The 18,719-nt window shown below is 76.3% G+C and carries 19 protein-coding genes; 12 read left to right on the forward strand and 7 right to left on the reverse strand.

Going from position 1 to position 18,719, the window contains the following annotated elements:
* The first annotated feature begins 66 nt into the window (after positions 1 to 66).
* The gene (locus SH587_RS07085) at positions 67 to 255 is read left to right on the forward strand and encodes a hypothetical protein (RefSeq protein ID WP_320669885.1); all 189 of its coding nucleotides are present in this window, start codon (positions 67 to 69) and stop codon (positions 253 to 255) included.
* 28 nt (positions 256 to 283) lie between these two features.
* Here SH587_RS07085 and SH587_RS07090 read toward each other — a convergent pair whose 3' ends face one another.
* Together SH587_RS07090 and SH587_RS07095 are read right to left on the reverse strand one after the other, a co-directional pair.
* Positions 284 to 721 (reverse strand): VOC family protein, encoded by a 438-nt coding sequence (locus tag SH587_RS07090; protein WP_320669886.1) that lies wholly within the window; start codon positions 719 to 721, stop codon positions 284 to 286.
* A 15-nt stretch (positions 722 to 736) separates the two neighbouring features.
* Positions 737 to 2,368, reverse strand: coding sequence for a DHA2 family efflux MFS transporter permease subunit (locus SH587_RS07095; protein ID WP_320669887.1), 1,632 nt, complete (start codon positions 2,366 to 2,368; stop codon positions 737 to 739).
* Between the two features lie 118 nt (positions 2,369 to 2,486).
* Between SH587_RS07095 and SH587_RS07100 the strand changes: the two genes are divergently transcribed.
* Positions 2,487 to 3,470 carry a glutathione S-transferase family protein gene (locus tag SH587_RS07100; RefSeq protein ID WP_320669888.1) on the forward strand — a complete coding sequence of 328 codons (984 nt, stop codon included), beginning with the start codon at positions 2,487 to 2,489 and terminating at the stop codon, positions 3,468 to 3,470.
* Between the two features lie 57 nt (positions 3,471 to 3,527).
* Here SH587_RS07100 and SH587_RS07105 read toward each other — a convergent pair whose 3' ends face one another.
* A complete protein-coding gene (locus SH587_RS07105; RefSeq protein WP_320669889.1) occupies positions 3,528 to 4,343 on the reverse strand; it encodes a class I SAM-dependent DNA methyltransferase in 816 nt (271 codons plus the stop codon).
* Positions 4,344 to 4,670: 327 nt separating this feature from the next.
* On the opposite strand from SH587_RS07105, the gene SH587_RS07110 reads away from it, so the two are divergent.
* The 3 genes from SH587_RS07110 to SH587_RS07120 are packed head-to-tail and all read left to right on the forward strand — an operon-like array spanning position 4,671 to position 8,791.
* Positions 4,671 to 7,001 carry an MMPL family transporter gene (locus SH587_RS07110; RefSeq protein ID WP_320669890.1) on the forward strand — a complete coding sequence of 777 codons (2,331 nt, stop codon included), beginning with the start codon at positions 4,671 to 4,673 and terminating at the stop codon, positions 6,999 to 7,001.
* Positions 6,991 to 8,118, forward strand: coding sequence for a sensor histidine kinase (locus SH587_RS07115; protein WP_320669891.1), 1,128 nt, complete (start codon positions 6,991 to 6,993; stop codon positions 8,116 to 8,118). The genes SH587_RS07110 and SH587_RS07115 overlap by 11 nt, the downstream gene beginning before the upstream one ends.
* 16 nt (positions 8,119 to 8,134) lie before the next feature.
* Positions 8,135 to 8,791: a response regulator gene (locus SH587_RS07120; RefSeq protein ID WP_375341740.1), complete on the forward strand. Its 657-nt coding sequence runs from the start codon at positions 8,135 to 8,137 to the stop codon at positions 8,789 to 8,791.
* 4 nt (positions 8,792 to 8,795) lie between these two features.
* Here SH587_RS07120 and SH587_RS07125 read toward each other — a convergent pair whose 3' ends face one another.
* Positions 8,796 to 9,560, reverse strand: coding sequence for an SDR family NAD(P)-dependent oxidoreductase (locus SH587_RS07125; protein ID WP_320669893.1), 765 nt, complete (start codon positions 9,558 to 9,560; stop codon positions 8,796 to 8,798).
* Positions 9,561 to 10,333: 773 nt separating this feature from the next.
* Here SH587_RS07125 and dinB point away from each other — a divergent pair.
* Positions 10,334 to 11,617, forward strand: coding sequence for a DNA polymerase IV (gene dinB, locus SH587_RS07130; RefSeq protein ID WP_320669894.1), 1,284 nt, complete (start codon positions 10,334 to 10,336; stop codon positions 11,615 to 11,617).
* Here dinB and SH587_RS07135 read toward each other — a convergent pair.
* Together SH587_RS07135 and rlmN are read right to left on the reverse strand one after the other, a co-directional pair.
* On the reverse strand, positions 11,598 to 12,284 hold the full coding sequence (locus SH587_RS07135) for an FHA domain-containing protein (RefSeq protein WP_320669895.1): 687 nt from the start codon (positions 12,282 to 12,284) through the stop codon (positions 11,598 to 11,600). The two genes, dinB and SH587_RS07135, sit on opposite strands and share 20 nt — an antisense overlap.
* A gap of 12 nt (positions 12,285 to 12,296) precedes the next feature.
* Positions 12,297 to 13,283, reverse strand: a complete 987-nt coding sequence (gene rlmN / locus SH587_RS07140) for a dual-specificity RNA methyltransferase RlmN (RefSeq protein ID WP_320669896.1) — start codon at positions 13,281 to 13,283, stop codon at positions 12,297 to 12,299.
* A gap of 42 nt (positions 13,284 to 13,325) precedes the next feature.
* Here rlmN and SH587_RS07145 point away from each other — a divergent pair, with 42 nt between their 5' ends.
* Positions 13,326 to 14,201, forward strand: a complete 876-nt coding sequence (locus SH587_RS07145) for a LysR family transcriptional regulator (protein WP_320669897.1) — start codon at positions 13,326 to 13,328, stop codon at positions 14,199 to 14,201.
* A gap of 90 nt (positions 14,202 to 14,291) precedes the next feature.
* On the opposite strand, the gene SH587_RS07150 is transcribed toward SH587_RS07145, so the two are convergent.
* A complete protein-coding gene (locus SH587_RS07150; protein WP_320669898.1) occupies positions 14,292 to 14,621 on the reverse strand; it encodes a thioredoxin family protein in 330 nt (109 codons plus the stop codon).
* An 85-nt stretch (positions 14,622 to 14,706) separates the two neighbouring features.
* Here SH587_RS07150 and SH587_RS07155 point away from each other — a divergent pair, with 85 nt between their 5' ends.
* The 5 genes from SH587_RS07155 to aroH all read left to right on the forward strand — a co-directional run bounded on the left by SH587_RS07155 (position 14,707) and on the right by aroH (position 18,686).
* A complete protein-coding gene (locus tag SH587_RS07155) occupies positions 14,707 to 15,498 on the forward strand; it encodes a class I SAM-dependent methyltransferase (RefSeq protein WP_320669899.1) in 792 nt (263 codons plus the stop codon).
* Positions 15,499 to 15,507: 9 nt separating this feature from the next.
* Positions 15,508 to 16,227, forward strand: coding sequence for a pseudouridine synthase (locus SH587_RS07160; protein WP_320669900.1), 720 nt, complete (start codon positions 15,508 to 15,510; stop codon positions 16,225 to 16,227).
* Between the two features lie 70 nt (positions 16,228 to 16,297).
* Entirely contained in the window at positions 16,298 to 17,656 is a 1,359-nt protein-coding gene (locus tag SH587_RS07165; RefSeq protein WP_320669901.1) for a histidine kinase, read from the forward strand.
* The gene (locus tag SH587_RS07170; RefSeq protein ID WP_320669902.1) at positions 17,653 to 18,270 is read left to right on the forward strand and encodes a response regulator transcription factor; all 618 of its coding nucleotides are present in this window, start codon (positions 17,653 to 17,655) and stop codon (positions 18,268 to 18,270) included. Before SH587_RS07165 ends, SH587_RS07170 begins: the two co-directional genes overlap by 4 nt.
* A 50-nt stretch (positions 18,271 to 18,320) precedes the next feature.
* Positions 18,321 to 18,686, forward strand: a complete 366-nt coding sequence (gene aroH / locus SH587_RS07175; RefSeq protein ID WP_320669903.1) for a chorismate mutase — start codon at positions 18,321 to 18,323, stop codon at positions 18,684 to 18,686.
* Positions 18,687 to 18,719: the final 33 nt, after the last annotated feature.

An 18,719-nucleotide genomic window follows, 5' to 3' on the forward strand; every position in this document is an offset into this window, starting at 1 on the left:
GGGTCGAGGTCAAGGGTTGTGGGTCCGTCCGTGGTCGTGCGCGGCGCGGCGGGCGATACTGGACCGGTGCCGTCCCCCTTCGGTCTCTGCGACCGCTGCCTCCACCAGCGCCTGATCCGCAACACCCGCGGCTCGACCTTCTCGCTCTGCGGCCGCTCGAAGACCGACGACCGCTTCCCCCGCTACCCGCGGATGCCGGTCCAGGCCTGCCCGGGGTTCGAGGCTGGCCGCGGGCAGGAGCAGAGCTCGGCCTGAGCCGGCCGCCGGCCGCCGGCCGCCGGGCTCAGTCGCGCTGCTCGGCCAGCCCGATCAGGATCCGCTCGGGGCCGCGGACGTAGCAGAGCCGGAGCGCGTCGCCGTAGCGGACCACCTCGTCGACGACCTCCGCGCCGTGCCGCGCCAGCCGCGCGAGCGTGTCGTCGAGGTCGTCGACGGCGAACATCACCCGCAGGTAGCCGAGCGCGTTGACCGGGGCGTCGCGGTGGTCGGCGACCACCGGCGGCGCGACGAACCGCGACAGCTCGATCCGGCTGTGGCCGTCCGGGGTCCGCAGCATCGCGATCTCGACCTGCTGGCCGCGGAGGCCGGTCACCCGCCCCGACCAGTCGCCGTCGATCGTGGCCCGTCCCTCCAGCTCCAGGCCCAGCTCGACGAAGAAGGCGATCGCGACGTCGAGCGACTCGACCACGATCCCGACGTTGTCCATCCGTTGCAGCGCCATCTTCGACAGCCTCCCCTAGATCGCCTCGGCCCGCTCCGGATGGGCGGCCTCGCAGGGCTGGCCGACGAGCTGGCCGCCGGAGCACTCGCGGGCGGCGACGACCCGCCGCGGGTTGCGGATCCCGGCCGCGCCGAGCGCGCCGCCGAGCAGCAGCAGGCCGGCCGCGACGGCCATCCCGATCCGGAAGCTGTGGGTCGAGGCGCCGACCGCGGCCTCGTCGATCGCCTGCGACTCGGCCGCCGGCAGCCCGCGGACGTCCGGGCGCTTGAGCGGTGTCCCGCGGGCGTCGGCGACGACGGCACGGGCGGCGGGGGAGAGGTCGCGGCCGGCCAGGCGGGCGTCGACGTCGGCCGCGAAGCTGGTCGCCACCACCACCCCGACCGCGGCGATCCCGATCAGGCCCGCGACCCGCGCGATCGCGTTGTTGACGCCCGAGGCGGCCCCGGCGTTGGCCGCGTCGGCGTCGGCCAGCACCGTCGCCGTCAGCGGCGCGACCGCGATGCAGAGCCCGAGCCCGAAGACGACCATCGCCGGCAGCACGTCGCCCAGGTACGAGACGTCGCGGTCGAGCCGCAGGAGCAGCAGCAGGCCGACGCCCGAGACCGCCGGACCGGCGCCCATGAACCAGCGCGGCCCGATCCGGTCGGCCAGGGCGCCGAAGCGGCTGGCCAGGAACAGCATCAGGATCGTCACCGGCAGCGACGAGAAGCCGGCCTCGAGCGCGTCGAAGCCGGCGACCTGCTGGAGGTAGATCGTCAGGTAGAAGAAGACCAGCGCCAGCCCGGCGTACATCACCAGCGTCTCGACGTTGCCGACCGCGAAGTTGCGGCGCCGGAACAGCTCCAGCGGCAGCATCGGCTCGGCCGTCCGCGCCTCGTAGACCAGGAACGACGCGAAGACGGCGACGCCGCCCAGCAGCGGCCCGAGCACCGACGGCGAGCCCCAGCCCGACAGCGGCTGCTGGATCAGCCCGAAGGTGATCCCGCCGAGGCCGATCGCGCAGAGCGCCGCGCCGACCAGGTCGAGCCGGCGGGCGCTGCGCTCGGCCGAGCCCGGGATCGCCCGCACGATGATCGCCAGCGTCACCAGCACCAGCGGGACGTTGATCAGGAAGACCCACGGCCACGACGCCTGGTCGACCAGCCAGCCGCCGAGCAGCGGCCCGATCGCCGCGCCGATCCCGCCCCAGGCCGTCCAGGCGCCGATCGCCCGGTTGCGCTCGTCGGCCTCGAAGGTGGCCACGATCACCGCCAGCGCGGCCGGGGTCAGCAGCGCCCCCGACGCGCCCTGCAGCGCCCGGCCCGCCACCAGCACGCCGATCGACGGCGCCAGCGCGCAGAGCAGCGAGGTGATCCCGAACCCGGCCACGCCGAGCAGGAAGATCCGCCGCTCGCCGAAGACGTCGCCGAGCGAGCCGGCCACCATCAGCAGCGAGCCGAGCGTCAGCAGGTAGGCGTTCGAGGTCCACTGCTGACCGGCGAGCCCGCCGCCGAGGTCGTCGCTGATGTGCGGGAGGGCGACGTTGACCACCGACCCGTCGACCATCACGATCGTCGAGCCGAGGATGCAGGCCAGCAGCGTCAGCCGCTTGGTGCGGGCGTCGGCGTCGACCTTCGGGGGCGGGGCCGGCTGGGACGGACGGGGCATCGCCCGCCCAGCATCGCCGATCGGGCGCGCGCCGACCAGCCCGCCCGACGGCGCCCGCGCGGCCTGCTAGCCTAGTCGTTGCGTCCGCAACAATCAGCGACGAGCGCCAGGAGCCACGATGAGCAGCGACACCTCCCAGACCCCCTCCGCCGGCGGCTGGACCCGCGAGATCGACCGCGGCCGCTTCCAGCGCCAGCAGAGCGCCTTCCGCGAGCGGGTCACCGCCGACGGCTCCAGCGGCTACCCGGCCGCCGCCGGCCGCTACCACCTGTACGTCTCCTACGCCTGCCCGTGGGCCTCGCGGACCCTGGTCGTCCGCAAGCTGAAGGGCCTGGAGGAGGCGATCGGGGTGACGATCGTCGACCCGATCCGCGACGACCGCAGCTGGGCCTTCAGGGGCGCCGGCGTGCCCCACGCCGACCCCGACGACGCGCTGGTCGAGGTCGACCCGCTGAACGGCTGGAGCTTCCTCGCCGAGGGCTACCGCGCCACCGATCCGGCCTTCGACGGCCGCGTCACCGTCCCGGTGCTGTGGGACACGGAGACGGGTCGGATCGTCAACAACGAGTCGGCCGAGATCGTGCGGATGCTGAACGCCGAGTTCGACGCCTTCGCGAAGCACCCCGAGGTCGACCTCTACCCCGAGGACCTGCGGGAGCAGATCGACGCCCTCAACGAGCGGATCTACGCGACGGTCAACAACGGCGTCTACCGGGCCGGCTTCGCCACCACCCAGGAGGCCTACGACGAGGCGGTCGTCGAGCTGTTCGACTCGCTCGACTGGCTGGAGGAGCGGCTGGCCACCCGCCGCTACCTGACCGGCGACCGGATCACCGAGGCCGACTGGCGGCTGTTCGTGACCCTGGTGCGGTTCGACCCGGTCTACGTCGGCCACTTCAAGTGCAACCTGCGGCGGATCGACGACTACCCGAACCTGTCCGGCTACACCCGCGACCTGTACCAGCAGCCGGGGATCGCCGAGACCGTCGTGCTCGACCACATCAAGCGCCACTACTACGTGACGCACCCGTCGATCAACCCGACCCGGGTGGTGCCGAAGGGCCCGGAGATCGACTGGGACGCGCCCCACGGGCGCGGCTGACCCCGGTTCGCCGCCGGCCGGGCCACGGTGGTCCGGCCGGCCGGCGCGGCTCCGGCCTCAGTCGGCGGCGACGGTGCCGTCCAGCTCGTCGAGCCACTGCGGCACGATCTCGTCGCGCTTGCGGGCCACGTAGGCGTGGTAGTGGAGCGGCTCGCCGCTGACCGCCAGCCGGTGGCGGTAGCGGCTCTCGGCGCTGACCTCGAGCACGCCCTCGTCGTTCATCCGCCGGATCAGGCGGCTGAACCCCGACGGGTCCTCGTCGGTCACGAAGTCGTCCTTGATCGTCATCGCCAGCCAGGCGTCGTCGGCCAGGTAGTCGAAGGCGTTGGCGAAGGCCCGCGGCGGGATGTCGCCGAAGCCGAGCGCGGCGACCGTCGTCAGGCAGGTCGGGTCGAGCGCCCGCAGCGCGTCGTCGACGTCGGCGCCGGGCTCGGTCAGGTCGCAGACGTGGTACTCGTCGTAGACCTGCGGACGGTCGCGCTCGGCGGCCATCCGCGCCTCGGGCAGGATATCGACGGCGACGATCTCACCCGCGCCGAGCTGCTGCAGCTCCTCGCCGACCATCCCGTTGCCGGCCCCGAGGTCGAGGATCCGCAGCGACGCCGGATCGGTCCCCTCGCGCTCGAGCTGGCCGTGCAACAGCTCGCGGACGACCGTCGGCGAGCAGCACTCCAGCTGCTCGTAGAAGAGCCGCTCGTAGAGCCCGGGGACGGAGAAGATCCGGTCGTAGTCGTGGAAGCGCAGCCGTTCGCTGGCGCCGTCGGCGGTCACCAGCTCGCACCACTCCTCGTCCTGGTCGAGCCCGGCGGCGCGGGCGTGGGCGCGAGGCAGGCGGATCTCCAGGTCGTCGGCGTGCGGCTCGGGAACGGGCATGCGGGGGCTCCTGGGGGCGGGGGATCGTTGGGCGATCGAACCCCGTCGCGCACGCCGTGAACCGGCGCGACCGCGGCGGGATCAGGGCGACGAGCGGCACCGCGCGGTCACGATGGCGGTGCCGATGGCCCGCCGCGGCGTCGCGGGGACGCCGCAGGCCGGCCGGCCGTCGCCGACGCTATCGCAGCGGCCGGCGGTCCGCGGCGGTCGCCGGCGGCCCGGGCGCGAGGGTGGGGGAAACCCCACCGTCGATCCGGGGGCCGACCCGGGTCGGGACGGTGTTCTGCCCCAGCGACGCGGCGGCGGCCCGGCGGCAGGCTGGCGAGCATGTCCTCCACCCGCATCACGTCCCCACCGGGCGGGCCGTCCCGACCGCCCCGGACCGAGACCCACGGCCTGCTGGCCCGGGTCGTCCGCCGCACCTCGCGCGCCGCGGCCAAGCGCCCCAAGTTCACGATCCTGCTCTGGATCCTGCTGGTCGTCGGCCTGACCGTCGCCGGCGGGATGACCGGCACCAAGACGATCGACAGCTCGAAGTCGGGCGTCGGCGAGTCGAAGGTCGCCGACGAGCGGATCGCCGACGCCGGCCTCGAGGGCCGCGCGAGCGAGACGATCCTGGTCCGCTCGGGCGACGCCGCCACCACCGCCGCCACCGCCCGCGCCGTCGAGGCCCGGGTCGCGAAGCTGCCCGAGGTGGCCTCGGTCCTGAGCCCGGTCGGCCGCTCCGGCGGGGACGCCGCCGGCATGAGCCGCGACGGCGGCCGCGCGGTCCTGCTCCGCGCCGAGCTGCGCGGCGATCCCGAGGACGCCGGCGAGCACTCGAAGCCGGTCACCAAGGCGGTGGGCGCGGTCCGGGCCGAGCACCCAGGCGTGACGATCGCCCAGACCGGCTCGGGCAGCGTCAACGACGCGATCGACACGATGGTCGGCGACGACCTCCAGAGGGCCGAGCTGTTCTCGGTTCCGGTGACGCTGATCATCCTGGTGCTGGCGTTCGGCGCCCTGGTCGCCGCGTCGGTCCCGCTGCTGCTGGGGATCACCTCGGTGATCGGCGCGATGGGCGCCTCCGGCGTGGTCTCGCAGATCGCGCCCAGCGGTGACTCGACCGCCTCGCTGCTGGTCCTGATCGGGCTCGCCGTCGGCGTCGACTACTCGCTCTTCTACATCCGCCGCGAGCGCGAGGAACGGCGCCGCGGCAAGGGTCCGGAGGCCGCGCTCGACGCCGCCGCCGCGACCGCCGGCCGCGCGATCCTCGTCTCCGGCGTGACCGTGATGGTGGCGCTGGCCGGGCTCCTGATCACCGGCGTCCCCGACTTCACCTCGATGGCGCTCGGCACGATCCTGGTGGTCGCGATCGCGCTGCTCGGCTCGCTGACCGTGCTGCCCGCGATCCTCGGCCTGCTCGGCGACCGGATCGACAAGGGCCGGATCCCGCTGATCGGCCGCCGTCGGCGGCCGCGGATGGTGGCCAACGGCCGTGGCGGCGTCCAGGCCGCGGCGGCCCGCGAGCACCGGGTCTGGGGCGCGATCGCGCGCACCGTCACCCGCCGGCCGGCCGTCTCGCTGACGGTCGCCGTCTGCCTGCTCGGCGCGCTGGCGGTGCCGGCGCTGAACATGCACACGGCCGAGCAGGGCGTGAACTCGCTGCCGCCCGGGATCCCCGCGGTCGAGGCCCAGAAGCAGATCGAGCGCTCGTTCCCCGGCGCGCCCGGCAGCTCCGACATCGTCGTCAGCGGCCACGGCCTCGACGGCGCCCGGCAGACGGCCGCGCTCCACCAGCTCGGCGAGCGGGCGATCCGCGTCACCGAGGGCCGCGGCCCGATCGAGGTCCGGATCGCCGAGGACGCCCGCACGGCGGTCGTCTCGGTGCCGATGCCGGACGTCGACAACGACACCACCAAGGGCGTGGTCAAGCAGCTGCGCCGCGACGTCGCCCCGACCGCCGCCGCGATCGGCCCCGGGACGAGCGCCAAGATCACCGGCGACGGCGCCGGATCGCTCGACTTCTCCGAGCGGGTCTCGGAGTCGATGCCGCTGGTGCTGGCGTTCGTGCTCGGCCTGGCCTTCCTGCTGCTGCTGGCGAGCTTCCGCTCGGCGCGGCTGGCGGCCGCGGTGATCGGGCTCAACCTGCTCTCGATCGCCGCCACCTATGGCGTGATCACGGCGGTCTTCCAGAACAGCTGGGCGGAGGATCTCCTCAACTTCCACTCGACCGGCACGATCACGGCCTGGTTGCCGCTGATGTCCTTCGTGATCCTCTTCGGACTCTCGATGGACTACACGATCCTGGTCCTGGAGCGGATCCGCGAGGCCCGCGCCAACGGCCGCTCGCCGCGCGACGCCGCCGCCGAGGGCGTGGCCGCGACGGCCAGCACGGTCACCAGCGCGGCGGTGGTGATGGTCGCGGTGTTCGCGATCTTCGCCACCCTGCGGCTGCTGGAGATGAAGCAGATGGGCGTCGGCCTGGCCTCGGCGATCCTGCTCGACGCGACGATCGTGCGGGCGATCGCCCTGCCGGCGGCGGTCGCGCTGCTCGGCGAGAAGGGCTTCCCGCCCGCGCGGGCCCGTCGCCGGCGGCGGGCGAGCGACGAGCGCACCTGGGAGGATCGGCGGACCGTCGGCGCCCCGCAGCCGATCGTGGAGCAGCATGCCCGCTGAGCACCCGCACCCCCTCGCCGCTCCCGGGCCGTCCGCCCGGGAGCGGGACGCGGCCGGCGCCGACGCGCCGGCCGCCGGGCCGTCGGTGGCCGAGCCGGTCGCGGCCGACGCGGCGCTCGCGCTGCACGGCGCGCTGGCCGCCGTCGCCGGCCTGGTCGTGACCCTGATCTGGGGCCTGACCTCGGCCGGCTACTTCTGGCCGATGTGGGCCTGGTTCGGGCTCGCGGTGACGGTCGTCGTCCACGCGCTGGTGCGGGCCGCCGACGCCGGTCCCGGAGACCGCACGCCGACCGAGCACCGGCTGCGGATCGCCGGCGCGGCGGTCGCGGCCCTGCTCGGCGGACAGGTGCTGCTGTGGGCGATGGGCGGGGGCGGCTACTTCTGGCCGATCTGGCCGCTGCTGACGATCGGCACCGTCTTCGCCGTCGTCGCGCTGATCGCCAACCGCGGCGAGCTGCGGTGGGCACGGGCCCGCGAGCTGGCCGAGCGGGTCGACGTGCTGACCCGCACCCGCAGCGGCGCGCTCGACGTCCAGGCCGCCGAGCTGCGGCGGATCGAGCGCGACCTCCACGACGGCGCCCAGGCGCGGCTGGTGGCGCTCAGCATGCAGCTGGGCCGGGCCGAGCAGCGGCTGGAGGCGTCCGGCGACGACGCGACCCGCACGCTGGTGCTCGGCGCCCAGCGCGACGCGACCGCGGCGATCGCCGAGCTGCGCGACCTGGCCCGCGGGATCGCCCCGCCGGTGCTGGCCGACCGCGGCCTGGTGGCGGCGGTCGAGGCGCTCGCCCGCCGCAGCGCGATCCCGGTCGCGGTCGACGGGGCGGTCCCGCAGCGGCCGCTGCCGGTGGTCGAGTCGGCCGCCTACTTCGTCGTCTCCGAGGCCCTGACCAACGCGGCCAAGCACGCCGGTGAGGCGGTCGCGCGGGTGCGGCTGGCCCAGGCCGGCGGGCGGCTGACGATCGAGGTCGCCGACGACGGCCGCGGCGGCGCCGATCCGCACGGGACCGGGCTGACCGGCCTCCGCCACCGGGTCGAGGCGCTGGACGGGACCCTGACCGTCGAGCAACCGTCCCACGGCGGGACGATCGTGCGCGCGGAGCTGCCCGATGGCACCTGAGCGCGAGGCGGGCCCGCTGCGGGTGGTGATCGCCGAGGACCACGCGCTGCTGCGCGAGGGGATCGTGGCGCTGCTGCGCGAGCACGAGTTCGACGTCGTCGCCCAGGCCGAGGACGGCGAGGGGCTGCTGCGGATCGTCGGCGGCCACCGTCCCGACCTGGCGATCGTCGACGTGCGGCTGCCGCCGACCTTCAGCGACGAGGGCCTGCGGGCCGCGATCGCGGCCCGCGAGCGGCAGCCGGGGCTGGCGGTGCTGGTGCTCTCGCAGTACGTCGAGCCGGTCTACACGGCCGAGCTGCTGGAGGCCGGCGCCGGCGGGGTCGGGTACCTGCTGAAGGAGCGGGTCGGCGACGTCCGCGGCTTCCTCGACGCGGTCCGGCGGGTGGCGGCCGGCGGCACCGCGCTCGACCGCGAGGTGGTGGCCGAGCTGGTCCGCGGCCGCGACGCCGGCGGTGCCCCGGCGCTCGACGGCCTGACCCCGCGCGAGCGCGAGGTGCTGGCGCTGATGGCCGAGGGCCGTACCAACGCCGCGATCGCCGAGGCGCTGGTGGTGACCCCGAAGGCGGTCGAGAAGCACGTCTCGAACCTCTTCGCCAAGCTCGACCTGCCGGTCGGCCACGGCGACCACCGGCGGGTGCTGGCGGTGCTCGCCTACCTGCGGGCGAGCGGCTAGGGGCCTAGGCCTGCTGCTGGGTCGGGCGCACCAGCAGCTCGTTGATCGCCACGTGGCGGGGGCGGGTGACGACGTAGGCGACCGCGTCGGCGATGTCCTCCGCCCGCAGCCGCTCGACGTCGGCGAACCGCTGCCGCAGGTGGGCGAGGATCTCGGGCCGGTTGTGGTCGGGCAGCTCGGTGTCGACCGCGCCCGGCTCGATCAGCGAGACCCGCACGTGGCGCTGGGTGACCTCCTGCCGCAGGCCCTCGCTGAAGGCCCCGACCGCGTGCTTGGTGGCGTTGTAGACGGCGCTGCCGCTGCGGGCCACGCGGCCGGCGACCGAGCTGACGTTGAGCAGGTCGGCGACCTGGCGCGGGCCGTCCTCGGCGGCGGCCAGCAGGTGGGGGAGGGCGGCGTGGGCGACGTACATCAGCCCCTGGACGTTGAGCGCCAGCATCCGCTCCCACTCGCCGAGGTCGGCGTCGACCACCGGTCCCAGCAGCATCACGCCGGCGTTGTTGAGGACCGTGTCGATCCGGCCCAGCTCGGCGGCGGCGGTCGCGACGGCCTCGGTCGCCTGCGCGCGATCGGTGACGTCGGCCTCGATCGCCAGCGCCCGCCCGCCGCCGGCCTCGATCCGGGCGGCCAGCGCGTCGAGCCGGTCGCGGCGACGGGCGACCAGCGCCACCGCCGCCCCCTCGGCGGCGAGCGCCACCGCCGCCGCCTCCCCGATCCCCGAGCTGGCCCCGGTCACCAGGGCCGCCGTTCCGGTCAGTCGCTGCGCCATGCGGTCGACCCTAGAGCACGCCCGTGGCGGTCCTGGGGCGGATCGGGGTCTGGGGGGGCGGGCGGGGCCGGCGGGGCGGGGCCGGGCGAGGCGGAGCCGGCCGGGCGGGGCCGACGCGGAGGTCGTGGCGCGAGGACGCGAGGGCGAACCGCGGTCTCACCACCCTCCCAGGCGCGAGACGGCGTTCCGCCGTCCCGGCGGCGGCGAATCGCGATCTCGGCGGCCGGGCGGCGCGAGAACGCGATTGGTTGGCCGGCCGCGCGGCTGACCGATCGACCGGCCAGCCGGCGGCGGCAGCGGGCCGGCGGGGCGGGGGGCAGGGGCCTACGGCGAACCGCGGTCTCGCCGACGGCCGCGGCGCGAGGCGGCGTTCCGCCGTCCCGGCGGCGGCGAATCGCGATCTCGGCGGCCGGGGCGGCGCGAGAACGCGATCGGCCGGCCGGCGCCGCGGCCCGTCGCCCACGGCGGCGCGCGCGTCCGGCCGCGGCGGGGCAGGCCCGCGGCAAACCGCGGTCTCGCTGACGGCGCCGAGTGCGAGATGGCGATCGGCCGTCCCGACGACGACGAATCGCGATCTCGGCGGCCGGGGCGGCGCGAGAACGCGATCGGCTGGCTCGCTCGCCGCCCGCCCGCCGGCTTCGCCGGCCGGCCTCCGCCGGCCGCCGGCTCCACGGGCCGCCCCGCCGCCGGCCGGCCGCCGCCCGGTGGCCGCGAACGGCCGGCGCGGCCCGGCGGCCGGCCCGTTCCGCCGCCACGGAGGCGAACATACGTTCGTGGCGACCCGGTCGATCCTGCACGCCGATCTCGATGCGTTCTTCGCGTCGGTCGAGCAGCGGGACGATCCGGCTCTCCGCGGTCGGCCGGTCGCGGTCGGGCCGGGGGTGGTGATGGCCGCCAGCTACGAGGCCCGGCGGCGCGGGGTGCGCGCGGGGATGGGGGTCGAGCGGGCCCGCCGCCGCTGTCCGGGGCTGGTGGTGGTGCCGTCGCGGTTCGACGCCTACCTGGAGGCCAGCCGGCGGGTGCTGGCCGTGCTCGACGAGATCGCTCCCGACGTCGAGCAGCTGTCGGTCGACGAGGCGTTCCTCGACGTCACTGGCCTGGAGCGGATCTGCGGTCCTCCGCCGGTGATCGCCCAGCGGCTGCGGCGGACGGTCCGCGAGCAGGTCGGGCTGCCGATCAGCGTCGGCGGCGGCACCACCACCCAGGTCGCGAAGCTGGCCAGCGGCGCGGCCAAGCCGGACGGCGTGCTGGTCATCCCGCCCGGTCGCGAGCTGGAGTTCCTGCACCCGCTGCCGGTCGAGCGGATCTGGGGCTGCGGACCGGCGACCGCGGCCAAGCTGCGGGCCTGCGGGATCGCCACCGTCGCCCAGCTCGCCACCATCCCGCCGCCGGCGCTGGCGACGATCGTCGGCAAGGCGGCCGCCCGCAGCCTCCACGCCGTCGCCCACAACCGCGAGGGCCGGCCGCTGCAGCCGCGTCGCGGGCGGCGCTCGTTCGGCACCCAGAGCGCGGTCCGGATCCCCGCCGGCTCGCCCGAGCGGCTCGACGCGCACGCGATCGCCCTCGCCGAGCGGGTCACCCGCCGGATGCGCGGCGCCGGCCGCGAGGGGCGCACCGTCGTCCTGCGGCTGCGGTTCGAGGACTACTCGCGGCTCTCGCGGGCCGTCACGCTGCCGCGGCCGACGGCGGCCACCGTCGCCGTCCTGACCGCCTTTCGCGGGCTCCTCGCCGCCGCCCGCGAGCTGACCGACCAGCGCGACCTGACGCTGGTCGGGATCGCGGTCACCAACCTGGTGCCGGTCGCGCCCCGCCAGCTGGAGCTGCCGTTCGACGAGGACCCGGCCGCCGCCGCGCTCGACGGCGCCGTCGACGCGGTCCGCGACCGCTACGGCGCTCGCTCGCTGAAGCGCGCGCGGCTGCTCGACGCCGGTCCCGGCCTGGCCGCCTGGAGCCTGGCCGACCAGGACGGCGACGAGACCGGCCGGGTCCGCGACGCCCGCCGCCGCGACGCCCGCCGGCAACGCGCCGGCCCGCCGATCAACGGTCCGAGGGGGTGACGACCGCGGCCTGCAGCGCCGCCCGCGCCAGCCGCAGCCGCTTGGCCGCCTGCGGCACGTCCTCGAGCCCGAAGGCGGCGTAGAGCGCCTTCAGGTGCGAGCGGACCGCCTCGGCGCTGACCACCAGCTCGGCCGCGATCTCGCCGTTGCCCGCCGGCAGCGCGTCGCGGTCGCCGTCGAGCAGCGGCCGCACCAGCGCCACCAGCACCCGCCGCTGGGCGGGCGTCACCTCCGGTCCGGCGGCAGCGTCGAGCGCGGTCACCGTCCGCTCGGCGTCGGCCCGTCCGCCGGGCGCGCGGAAGACGACCGTCGAGGAGCCGAGCCGCAGCACGTCGCCGTCCTCCAGCCGCCGGCGGCCGACCACCCGCTGGCCGTCGATCCAGGTGCCGTTGCGGGAGAGCCCGTCGTCGAGCACCGCCCAGGCGTCGCCGGTCGCGACCAGCTCGGCGTGCTGGCGCGAGAGCCGCCCGTCGCCGTCGAGGACCACGTCGCAGCTGGCGGCGCGGCCGATCCACAGCCGCTCGTCGCCGGGCTCCAGCAGGTAGAGCCGCTGGGCGCCGTCGCCGTCGTGGGCGACGAGGAACGGCCGGCCCTCGCGCTCGGCCAGGATCACCGCCCGCAGCCGCACGGGGGTCGAGTCCTCGGGCCGGCCGGTGCGGACCTCCATCGGCGGCGTTGGTCAGGCCGCGGCCTTGGCGGCCAGCTGGCCGCAGGCGGCGTCGATGTCGCGGCCGCGGATCAGGCGGATCGTGGCGTTGTAGCCGCGCTCCTCGAGCGCGTCGCGGAAGGCGTCCATCGCCCCCCGCGAGGAGCCGTCGTAGATCGAGTCGGTCGGGTTGTACGGGATCAGGTTGATCTTGTACTTCCACGGCTCCAGCAGGTCGGCCAGCTGGCGGGCCTGGGCGATCGAGTCGTTGACCCCGGCGAGCATCACGTACTCGACGAAGATCATCTTGCGGCGGCGCTCGTAGAAGCGGTCGCAGGCGGCCTTGACGTCGGCCAGCGAGTAGCGGTCGTTGACCGGCATCACCTCGCTGCGGAGGTCGTCCTCGGGCGCGTGCAGCGACCACGCCAGCCGCACCGGCACGTCGCTCTCGGTCAGCCGGTCGATCCCCGGCACCCAGCCGACGGTCGAGATCCCCGTGCGGCGGTTGGTGATCCCCAGGTCGGGCAGCCGCCGGCAGACCTCGAGCACGGCGTCGAGGTTCATCATCGGCTCGCCCATGCCCATGAAGACGCAGTGGTTGAGCGCGTCGAGCCGCCGCAGGGCCAGCGCCTGGTCGAGGATCTCCCAGGCGGTCAGGTTGCGGCCGAACTTCATCTGGCCGGTGGCGCAGAAGGTGCAGGTCAGCGGGCAGCCCGACTGCGAGCTGACGCAGATCGAGCGACGGCCGTCCTTATAGCGCATCAGGACGGTCTCGATCGGCCGCCCGTCGTGGGTGGTCAGCAGCAGCTTCTCGGTCCCGTCGGAGGCCTTCGCGCTGCGCACCTGGTGGAGGGTCGAGAACGGCACCCGCTCGGCCAGCTGCTCGCGGAGGGCGGCCGGCAGGTTGGTCATCTCGTGGTAGCCGGAGACGCCGCCGGCGGTCCACTTCCAGATCTGGTCGAACCGGAAGCGCGGCTGCTCCAGCTGCTCCAGCGTGCTGCGCAACAGGTCGAGGTCCACGGGTCGATGATCGCAGGCGCGGCCGCCCGTCACGATGTGGCGATGGAGCTGCGTCAGCTGCAGTACTTCGTGGCCGTCGCGCGCCACCGCCACGTGACCCGCGCGGCGGAGGCGCTGCACGTCACCCAGCCGGCGCTCTCGCAGCAGATCCGGCGGCTGGAGGCCGAGCTGGGCGTGACCCTGCTGCACCGGACCCCGAAGGGCGTCGAGCCGACCGCCGCCGGCGACGAGCTGCTGGCCCGCGCCGAGCGGATCCTGGCCGACGTCGCCGGTACCCAGGCGGCGATGGACGCCCACGCCGGGGCCCTGCGCGGGGTGGTGCGGGTGGCGGCGCCGGCCGGCGAGGCGGCGGGGCTGCCGGCGGCGCTGGCCGCGTTCGGCGGCGACCACCCCGGGATCGGCCTGGCGCTGCGCCACGCCGGCGCCGGAGAGGCGGCCGAGCTGCTGCGCCACGGGACCGTCGACCTGGCGGTGGTGGCGACCACGCCGGAGGCCGCCGCCGGCCCGGGGCTGGAGGCGACGACGCTGGTCGACGAGCCGCTGCGGGTACTGGTGGCCGCCGGCGACCCGCTGGCCGCGGCCGGCGAGCTGGCGCTGTGGGAGCTGCGCGAGCGGCCGTTCGTGCTGGCGCCCGCGGGCAGCGCGCTGCGCGAGCAGGCGATGGCCGCCTGCGCGGCGGCCGGCTTCGGGCCGATCCCGCGCTTCGCCGTCGGCGATCCGGGCACGGTCCGGCACCTGGTGGCGGCCGGGCTGGGGGTGGCGCTGGCGCCGCGCTCGTGGGCGGGGGAGGGCACGGCGGCGGTCCGCCCGGCGACGGCGGCCGGCGTCCACCGGCTGGCGCTGCTGGCCGCCGCCGGCGACCGTCCGCCGGCCGTCGAGCTGCTGCACGAGGCGCTGACCGCCGCGCTGGCGGCCTGAGCGGGCGCGGGCGGCGGGTCGGGCGTCGCCGGCCGTGACGTTCCGGTCGCCGATCGTCCGGAACGTCACAGCGGGCCGGAGCGGGCCGGGTCAGCCGTCGAGCTCGAGGTCGGCGAGCAGGCGGGCGTAGGGGCGGAAGCCGACCAGCGTCCGGACCGGCGCGCCGTCGCGGAAGAGGATCATCGTCGGCGCGGAGAGGATCCCGTAGGCGGCCGCCGTCCGCTGGTGCTCGTCGATGTCGAGGGTCATGACCCGCAGGTCGTCGCGCTCGTCGTCGAGCCGCTCCAGCAGCGGGCGCAGCCGCCGGCAGGGCGGGCACCAGGCGGCCCAGAACTCGACCAGGACCGGCTGGTCGGCCTCCAGCACGTCGGCGGCGAAGCGGTCGTCGGTGACGGCCGGCAGGGGATGGGTGGTGGTCATCGCCCCAGGCTGCGGGTCGCGGGCGCCGGCGTCCAAGTGGTTCTCGTGATGACGTCGATCAGCGGCGTGGCATCCTCCGACCGAGATGGACGAGCACGACCACCAGATCGGCCTCCACGGCCTGGCGCTGCTGCGGGCCGGCGTCCGCGGCGACGCGCTCGGCGTCCACCGCCACCGGACCGTGATCGCCGAGCTGCTCGGCGACCCCCAGGAGGCGGCGTCGCGGCGGCTGCCCGAGGTCGGGGTCCAGGAGGGCTACGCGGCCTGGGCGACCAGCTACGACCAGCGGCGCAACCCGACGATCCAGGCCGAGGAGCCGGTCGTCCGCGAACTGCTCGCCGGCCGCCCGGCGGGGGTCGCGATCGACGTCGGCACCGGCACCGGCCGCCACGCCACCTGGCTGGCCGAGCAGGGCCACCGGGTGACCGGGGTCGACGCCTCGCGGGCGATGCTCGACGTCGCCCGCGGCCGCGCGCCGCAGCTGCGGTGGGTCGAGGCCGACGTCCGCGAGCTGCCCTTCCCCGACGGTGCCGCCGACGTCGTGGTCTGCGGGCTGACGCTCTCGCACCTGCCGAACCTGGAGGCGATCGGCGAGCTGGCACGGCTGGTCGCGCCGGGCGGGCGGCTGGTGATCTCGAACCCGCACCCGCTGGCGACGGCCGTCCTCCACGCCCGCGCCTGGACGACCACCGCCGACGGGATCCGGGTCCAGGTGCCGGAGTGGCCGCACGCGCTCGGCGACTACGTGGCCCGGTTCGTCGCCGCCGGCCTGGTGCCGGTGGCGCTCCACGAGCCGGCCCACGGCGGCGAGGACCCGCTGCTGGAGGGGATGCCGGCGGCGGTCGTGTGGGCGGCGGACCGGCCGGCCGGCGGCTGAGGCACGGCCGTGCGGCTGCAGAAGTACCTGGCCCACGCCGGCGTCGCGTCGCGGCGGGCGGCCGAGGAGATCGTCCGCGCCGGCCGGGTGACGGTCGACGGCGCGGTCGTCACCGACCCGGCCCGCGACGTCGACCCCGAGGCGGTCCCGCCGGCCGACGTGCGGGTCGACGGACGGCCGGTGGCGCCGGTCCGCCAGACGGTCGTCTTCGCCGTCCACAAGCCGGCCGGCGTGGTCTCGACGGCCAGCGACACCCACGGCCGGCCGACGGTCGTGGGCCTGGTGCCGGCCGGCGAGCGGCGGCTCTACCCGGTCGGCCGGCTCGACGCGGAGACCACCGGCCTGATCCTGCTGACCGACGACGGCGCCCTGGCCGACCTGCTCACCCACCCCCGCTACGAGGTGCCGAAGACCTACGTCGCCCAGGTCCGCGGCGGCCGGGTCGGCGAGGCGGCGCTGCGGCGGCTGCGCGAGGGCGTCGAGCTGGACGACGGCCCGACGCTGCCGGCCGAGGTCGAGCAGCCGGCCCCCGGCGAACTGCGGCTGACGCTGCGCGAGGGCCGCAAGCGGCAGGTGCGGCGGATGTGCCGCGCCGTCGGCCACCCGGTCACGGCCCTGACCCGGGTGCGGCTGGGTCCGCTCGAGCTGGGCCGGCTGCGCGAGGGCGAGTGGCGGGCGCTCGAGGCCCGCGAAGTGGCGGCGCTGCGGGACGCGGCGCGGCACCCATGACATCCGTCACCCCCGCGAGCGGACGACCGGCACTTGCGGCCATGGCGGCGAGGGCGGAGCATCGAGGGCGATGCGGAGGCCCTGGACGCGCAGCGCGACGCCCGCCGAGGACGAGCCGGTGACCGCCGGCCCGGCGGCGCTCGCGCCGCCGCTCGACGAGCTGGCGCGGCTGGAGGCGGAGGAGGCGCGCGCCTACCCGCGGCGGCGGCGGATGCTGATGAGCTGGGTGGCGCTGGTCCTGCTGCTGATCGGGATCCCGCAGGCGGCCGACGGCTTCGGCGACCTCTCGACCGCCGCCGCGATCGTGCGGGTCGGGCTCAACCTGGCCGTCCTCGGCAGCGTCCTCTGGCTGCTCTGGTCGGGCTTCGTGACCCCCGGCGGCGAGCCGCGCTGGCCGCAGCCGTGGGCGGTCACGCTGCTGCTGATCTCCGGCGGGCTGCTGGCGACGATCGAGGACGAGGCGCTGATCGTGCCGATGGGGATCGCGATGGCGGCCGGCACCCGGCTGCCGCTGCGGATCGCGCTCGGCGTGGTCGTCGCCTGCACCGGCCTGACCTTCGCCCAGTACGCCGGCGACTTCGGCAACGGCTTCGGGGCCGCGCTCGGGGTCGTCGGCTCCGGGGTCGGCACGGTGCTCGGCCGTCGCCAGTCGCTGCTGGTCCACGAGGCCCGCTCGCAACGGCTGGCCCTGGCCCGCGGCGCGGTCGCCGACGAGCGGCTGCGGATCGGCCGCGACATGCACGACCTGCTCGGCCACACGCTGCTGGCGATCACGGTCAAGAGCGAGCTGGCCCGGCAGCTGGTCCGCGCCGATCCCGACCGCGCCACCCAGGAGATCGCCGAGGTCGAGCAGACCGCCCGCCGGGCGCTGGCCGAGGTCCGCGAGACCGTCGCCGGCTACCGCGCCCCGCGGCTGATCGAGGAGGTCGACGCCGCCACCCGGATCGCCCGTGCCAGCGGTGTCGCCGTGGTCGCCGACGTCGGCGACCTGGAGGGCCTGCCGCGCGAGGTCGAGGCGGCGCTCGGCTGGGCGGTCCGCGAGGGCGTCAGCAACGTGCTCCGCCACGCCGCCGCCCGCCGGGTCCAGCTGCGGGTGGCGGTCGGCGACCGAGAGGCGGCGCTGGAGGTGGTCGACGACGGTCGCGGACCGGGCGCCGAGGGCGAGCCGGGCAGCGGCCTGGCCGGGCTTCGCGAGCGGATCGCGGCGCTCGACGGGGCGGTCACCACCGGCGTCGCGGCGACCGGCGGCTTCCGGCTGCTGGTGCGGGTGCCGCTGCTGCCCGACGCGCGCGCCGACCCGCCCGCCGGCGGCGAGGCGGACGCCGCGCCGGCCGCGAGCGGGACCGCGACCCGCGACCTCGCCGGGCGGCTGCCGAGCGCCGTCCGCCGGATCCGCCCGACCGCAGGCCGAACGGACCCCTGCGCGTGATCCGGGTCCTGCTCGTCGAGGACCAGGCGATGGTCCGCGGGGCGCTCGCCGCGCTGCTGGCGCTGCACCCCGACCTGGAGATCGCCGGCGAGGCGGGCTCGGCCGAGGAGGCGCTGGAGCTGCTGCGGGGACCGCTGGCCGCGGCCCCGCCCGACGTCGCGCTGGTCGACGTCCAGCTGCCGGGGATCAGCGGGATCGAGCTGGTCGCCGAGCTGCCGGCGGTCGCGCCCCAGGTCCAGGCGCTGGTGCTGACGACCTTCGCCCGCCCCGGCTACGCGCGGCGGGCGCTCGAGGCCGGGGCCCGCGGGTTCCTGCTGAAGGACGCGCCGGCCGACCGGCTGGCGGTCGCGATCCGGCGGGTCCGCGGCGGCGAGCGGGTGATCGACCCGGAGCTGGCCGTCGACGCGATGACCGACGGCCTCAGCCCGCTGACCGAGCGCGAGACCGAGGTCCTGCAGGCGGCGCGGGCCCACGGCACGGTGGCCGAGATCGCCGCCGCGCTGCACCTGGCGCCGGGCACCGTCCGCAACCACCTGTCGGCGGCGATCGGCAAGGTCGGCGGTCGCACCCGGGCCGAGGCGGTGCGGCGGGCCGAGGACCGCGGCTGGCTGTAGCGACCGCGGCCGGGACGCTCGCCGCGGCGCGCCTTGCGATCATCCCGCCGATGCGCCTCCACGCCCTGCGCGGGGCGATCTCCGTCGAGCGCAACGACGCCGACGAGATCCTCTCCCGCACCACCGAGCTGATGCACGAGCTGCTCGGGCGCAACGAGCTGACGCCGGACGAGATGGTCAGCTGCCTCTTCACCGCGACGCCCGACCTGAACGCGGCGTTCCCGGCGGCGGCGGCCCGCTCGATGGGGTTCGCCCACGTGCCGCTGATGTGCGCGGTCGAGATCGACGTCCCCGGCGCGCTGCCGAAGATCATCCGGGTGCTGGCCCACTACCACGCCGACCACGAGCACCGGGCGCAGCACGTCTACCTGGGCCGGGCCAAGGCGCTGCGGACCGACCTCGACGCCGCCCAGTAGCCGCGGACCGGGGTCGAACCCGCGCGCCGCCGG

The sequence above is a fragment of the Patulibacter defluvii genome (assembly GCF_034096925.1).
Classification (GTDB): Bacteria; Actinomycetota; Thermoleophilia; order Solirubrobacterales; family Solirubrobacteraceae; genus Patulibacter; species Patulibacter defluvii.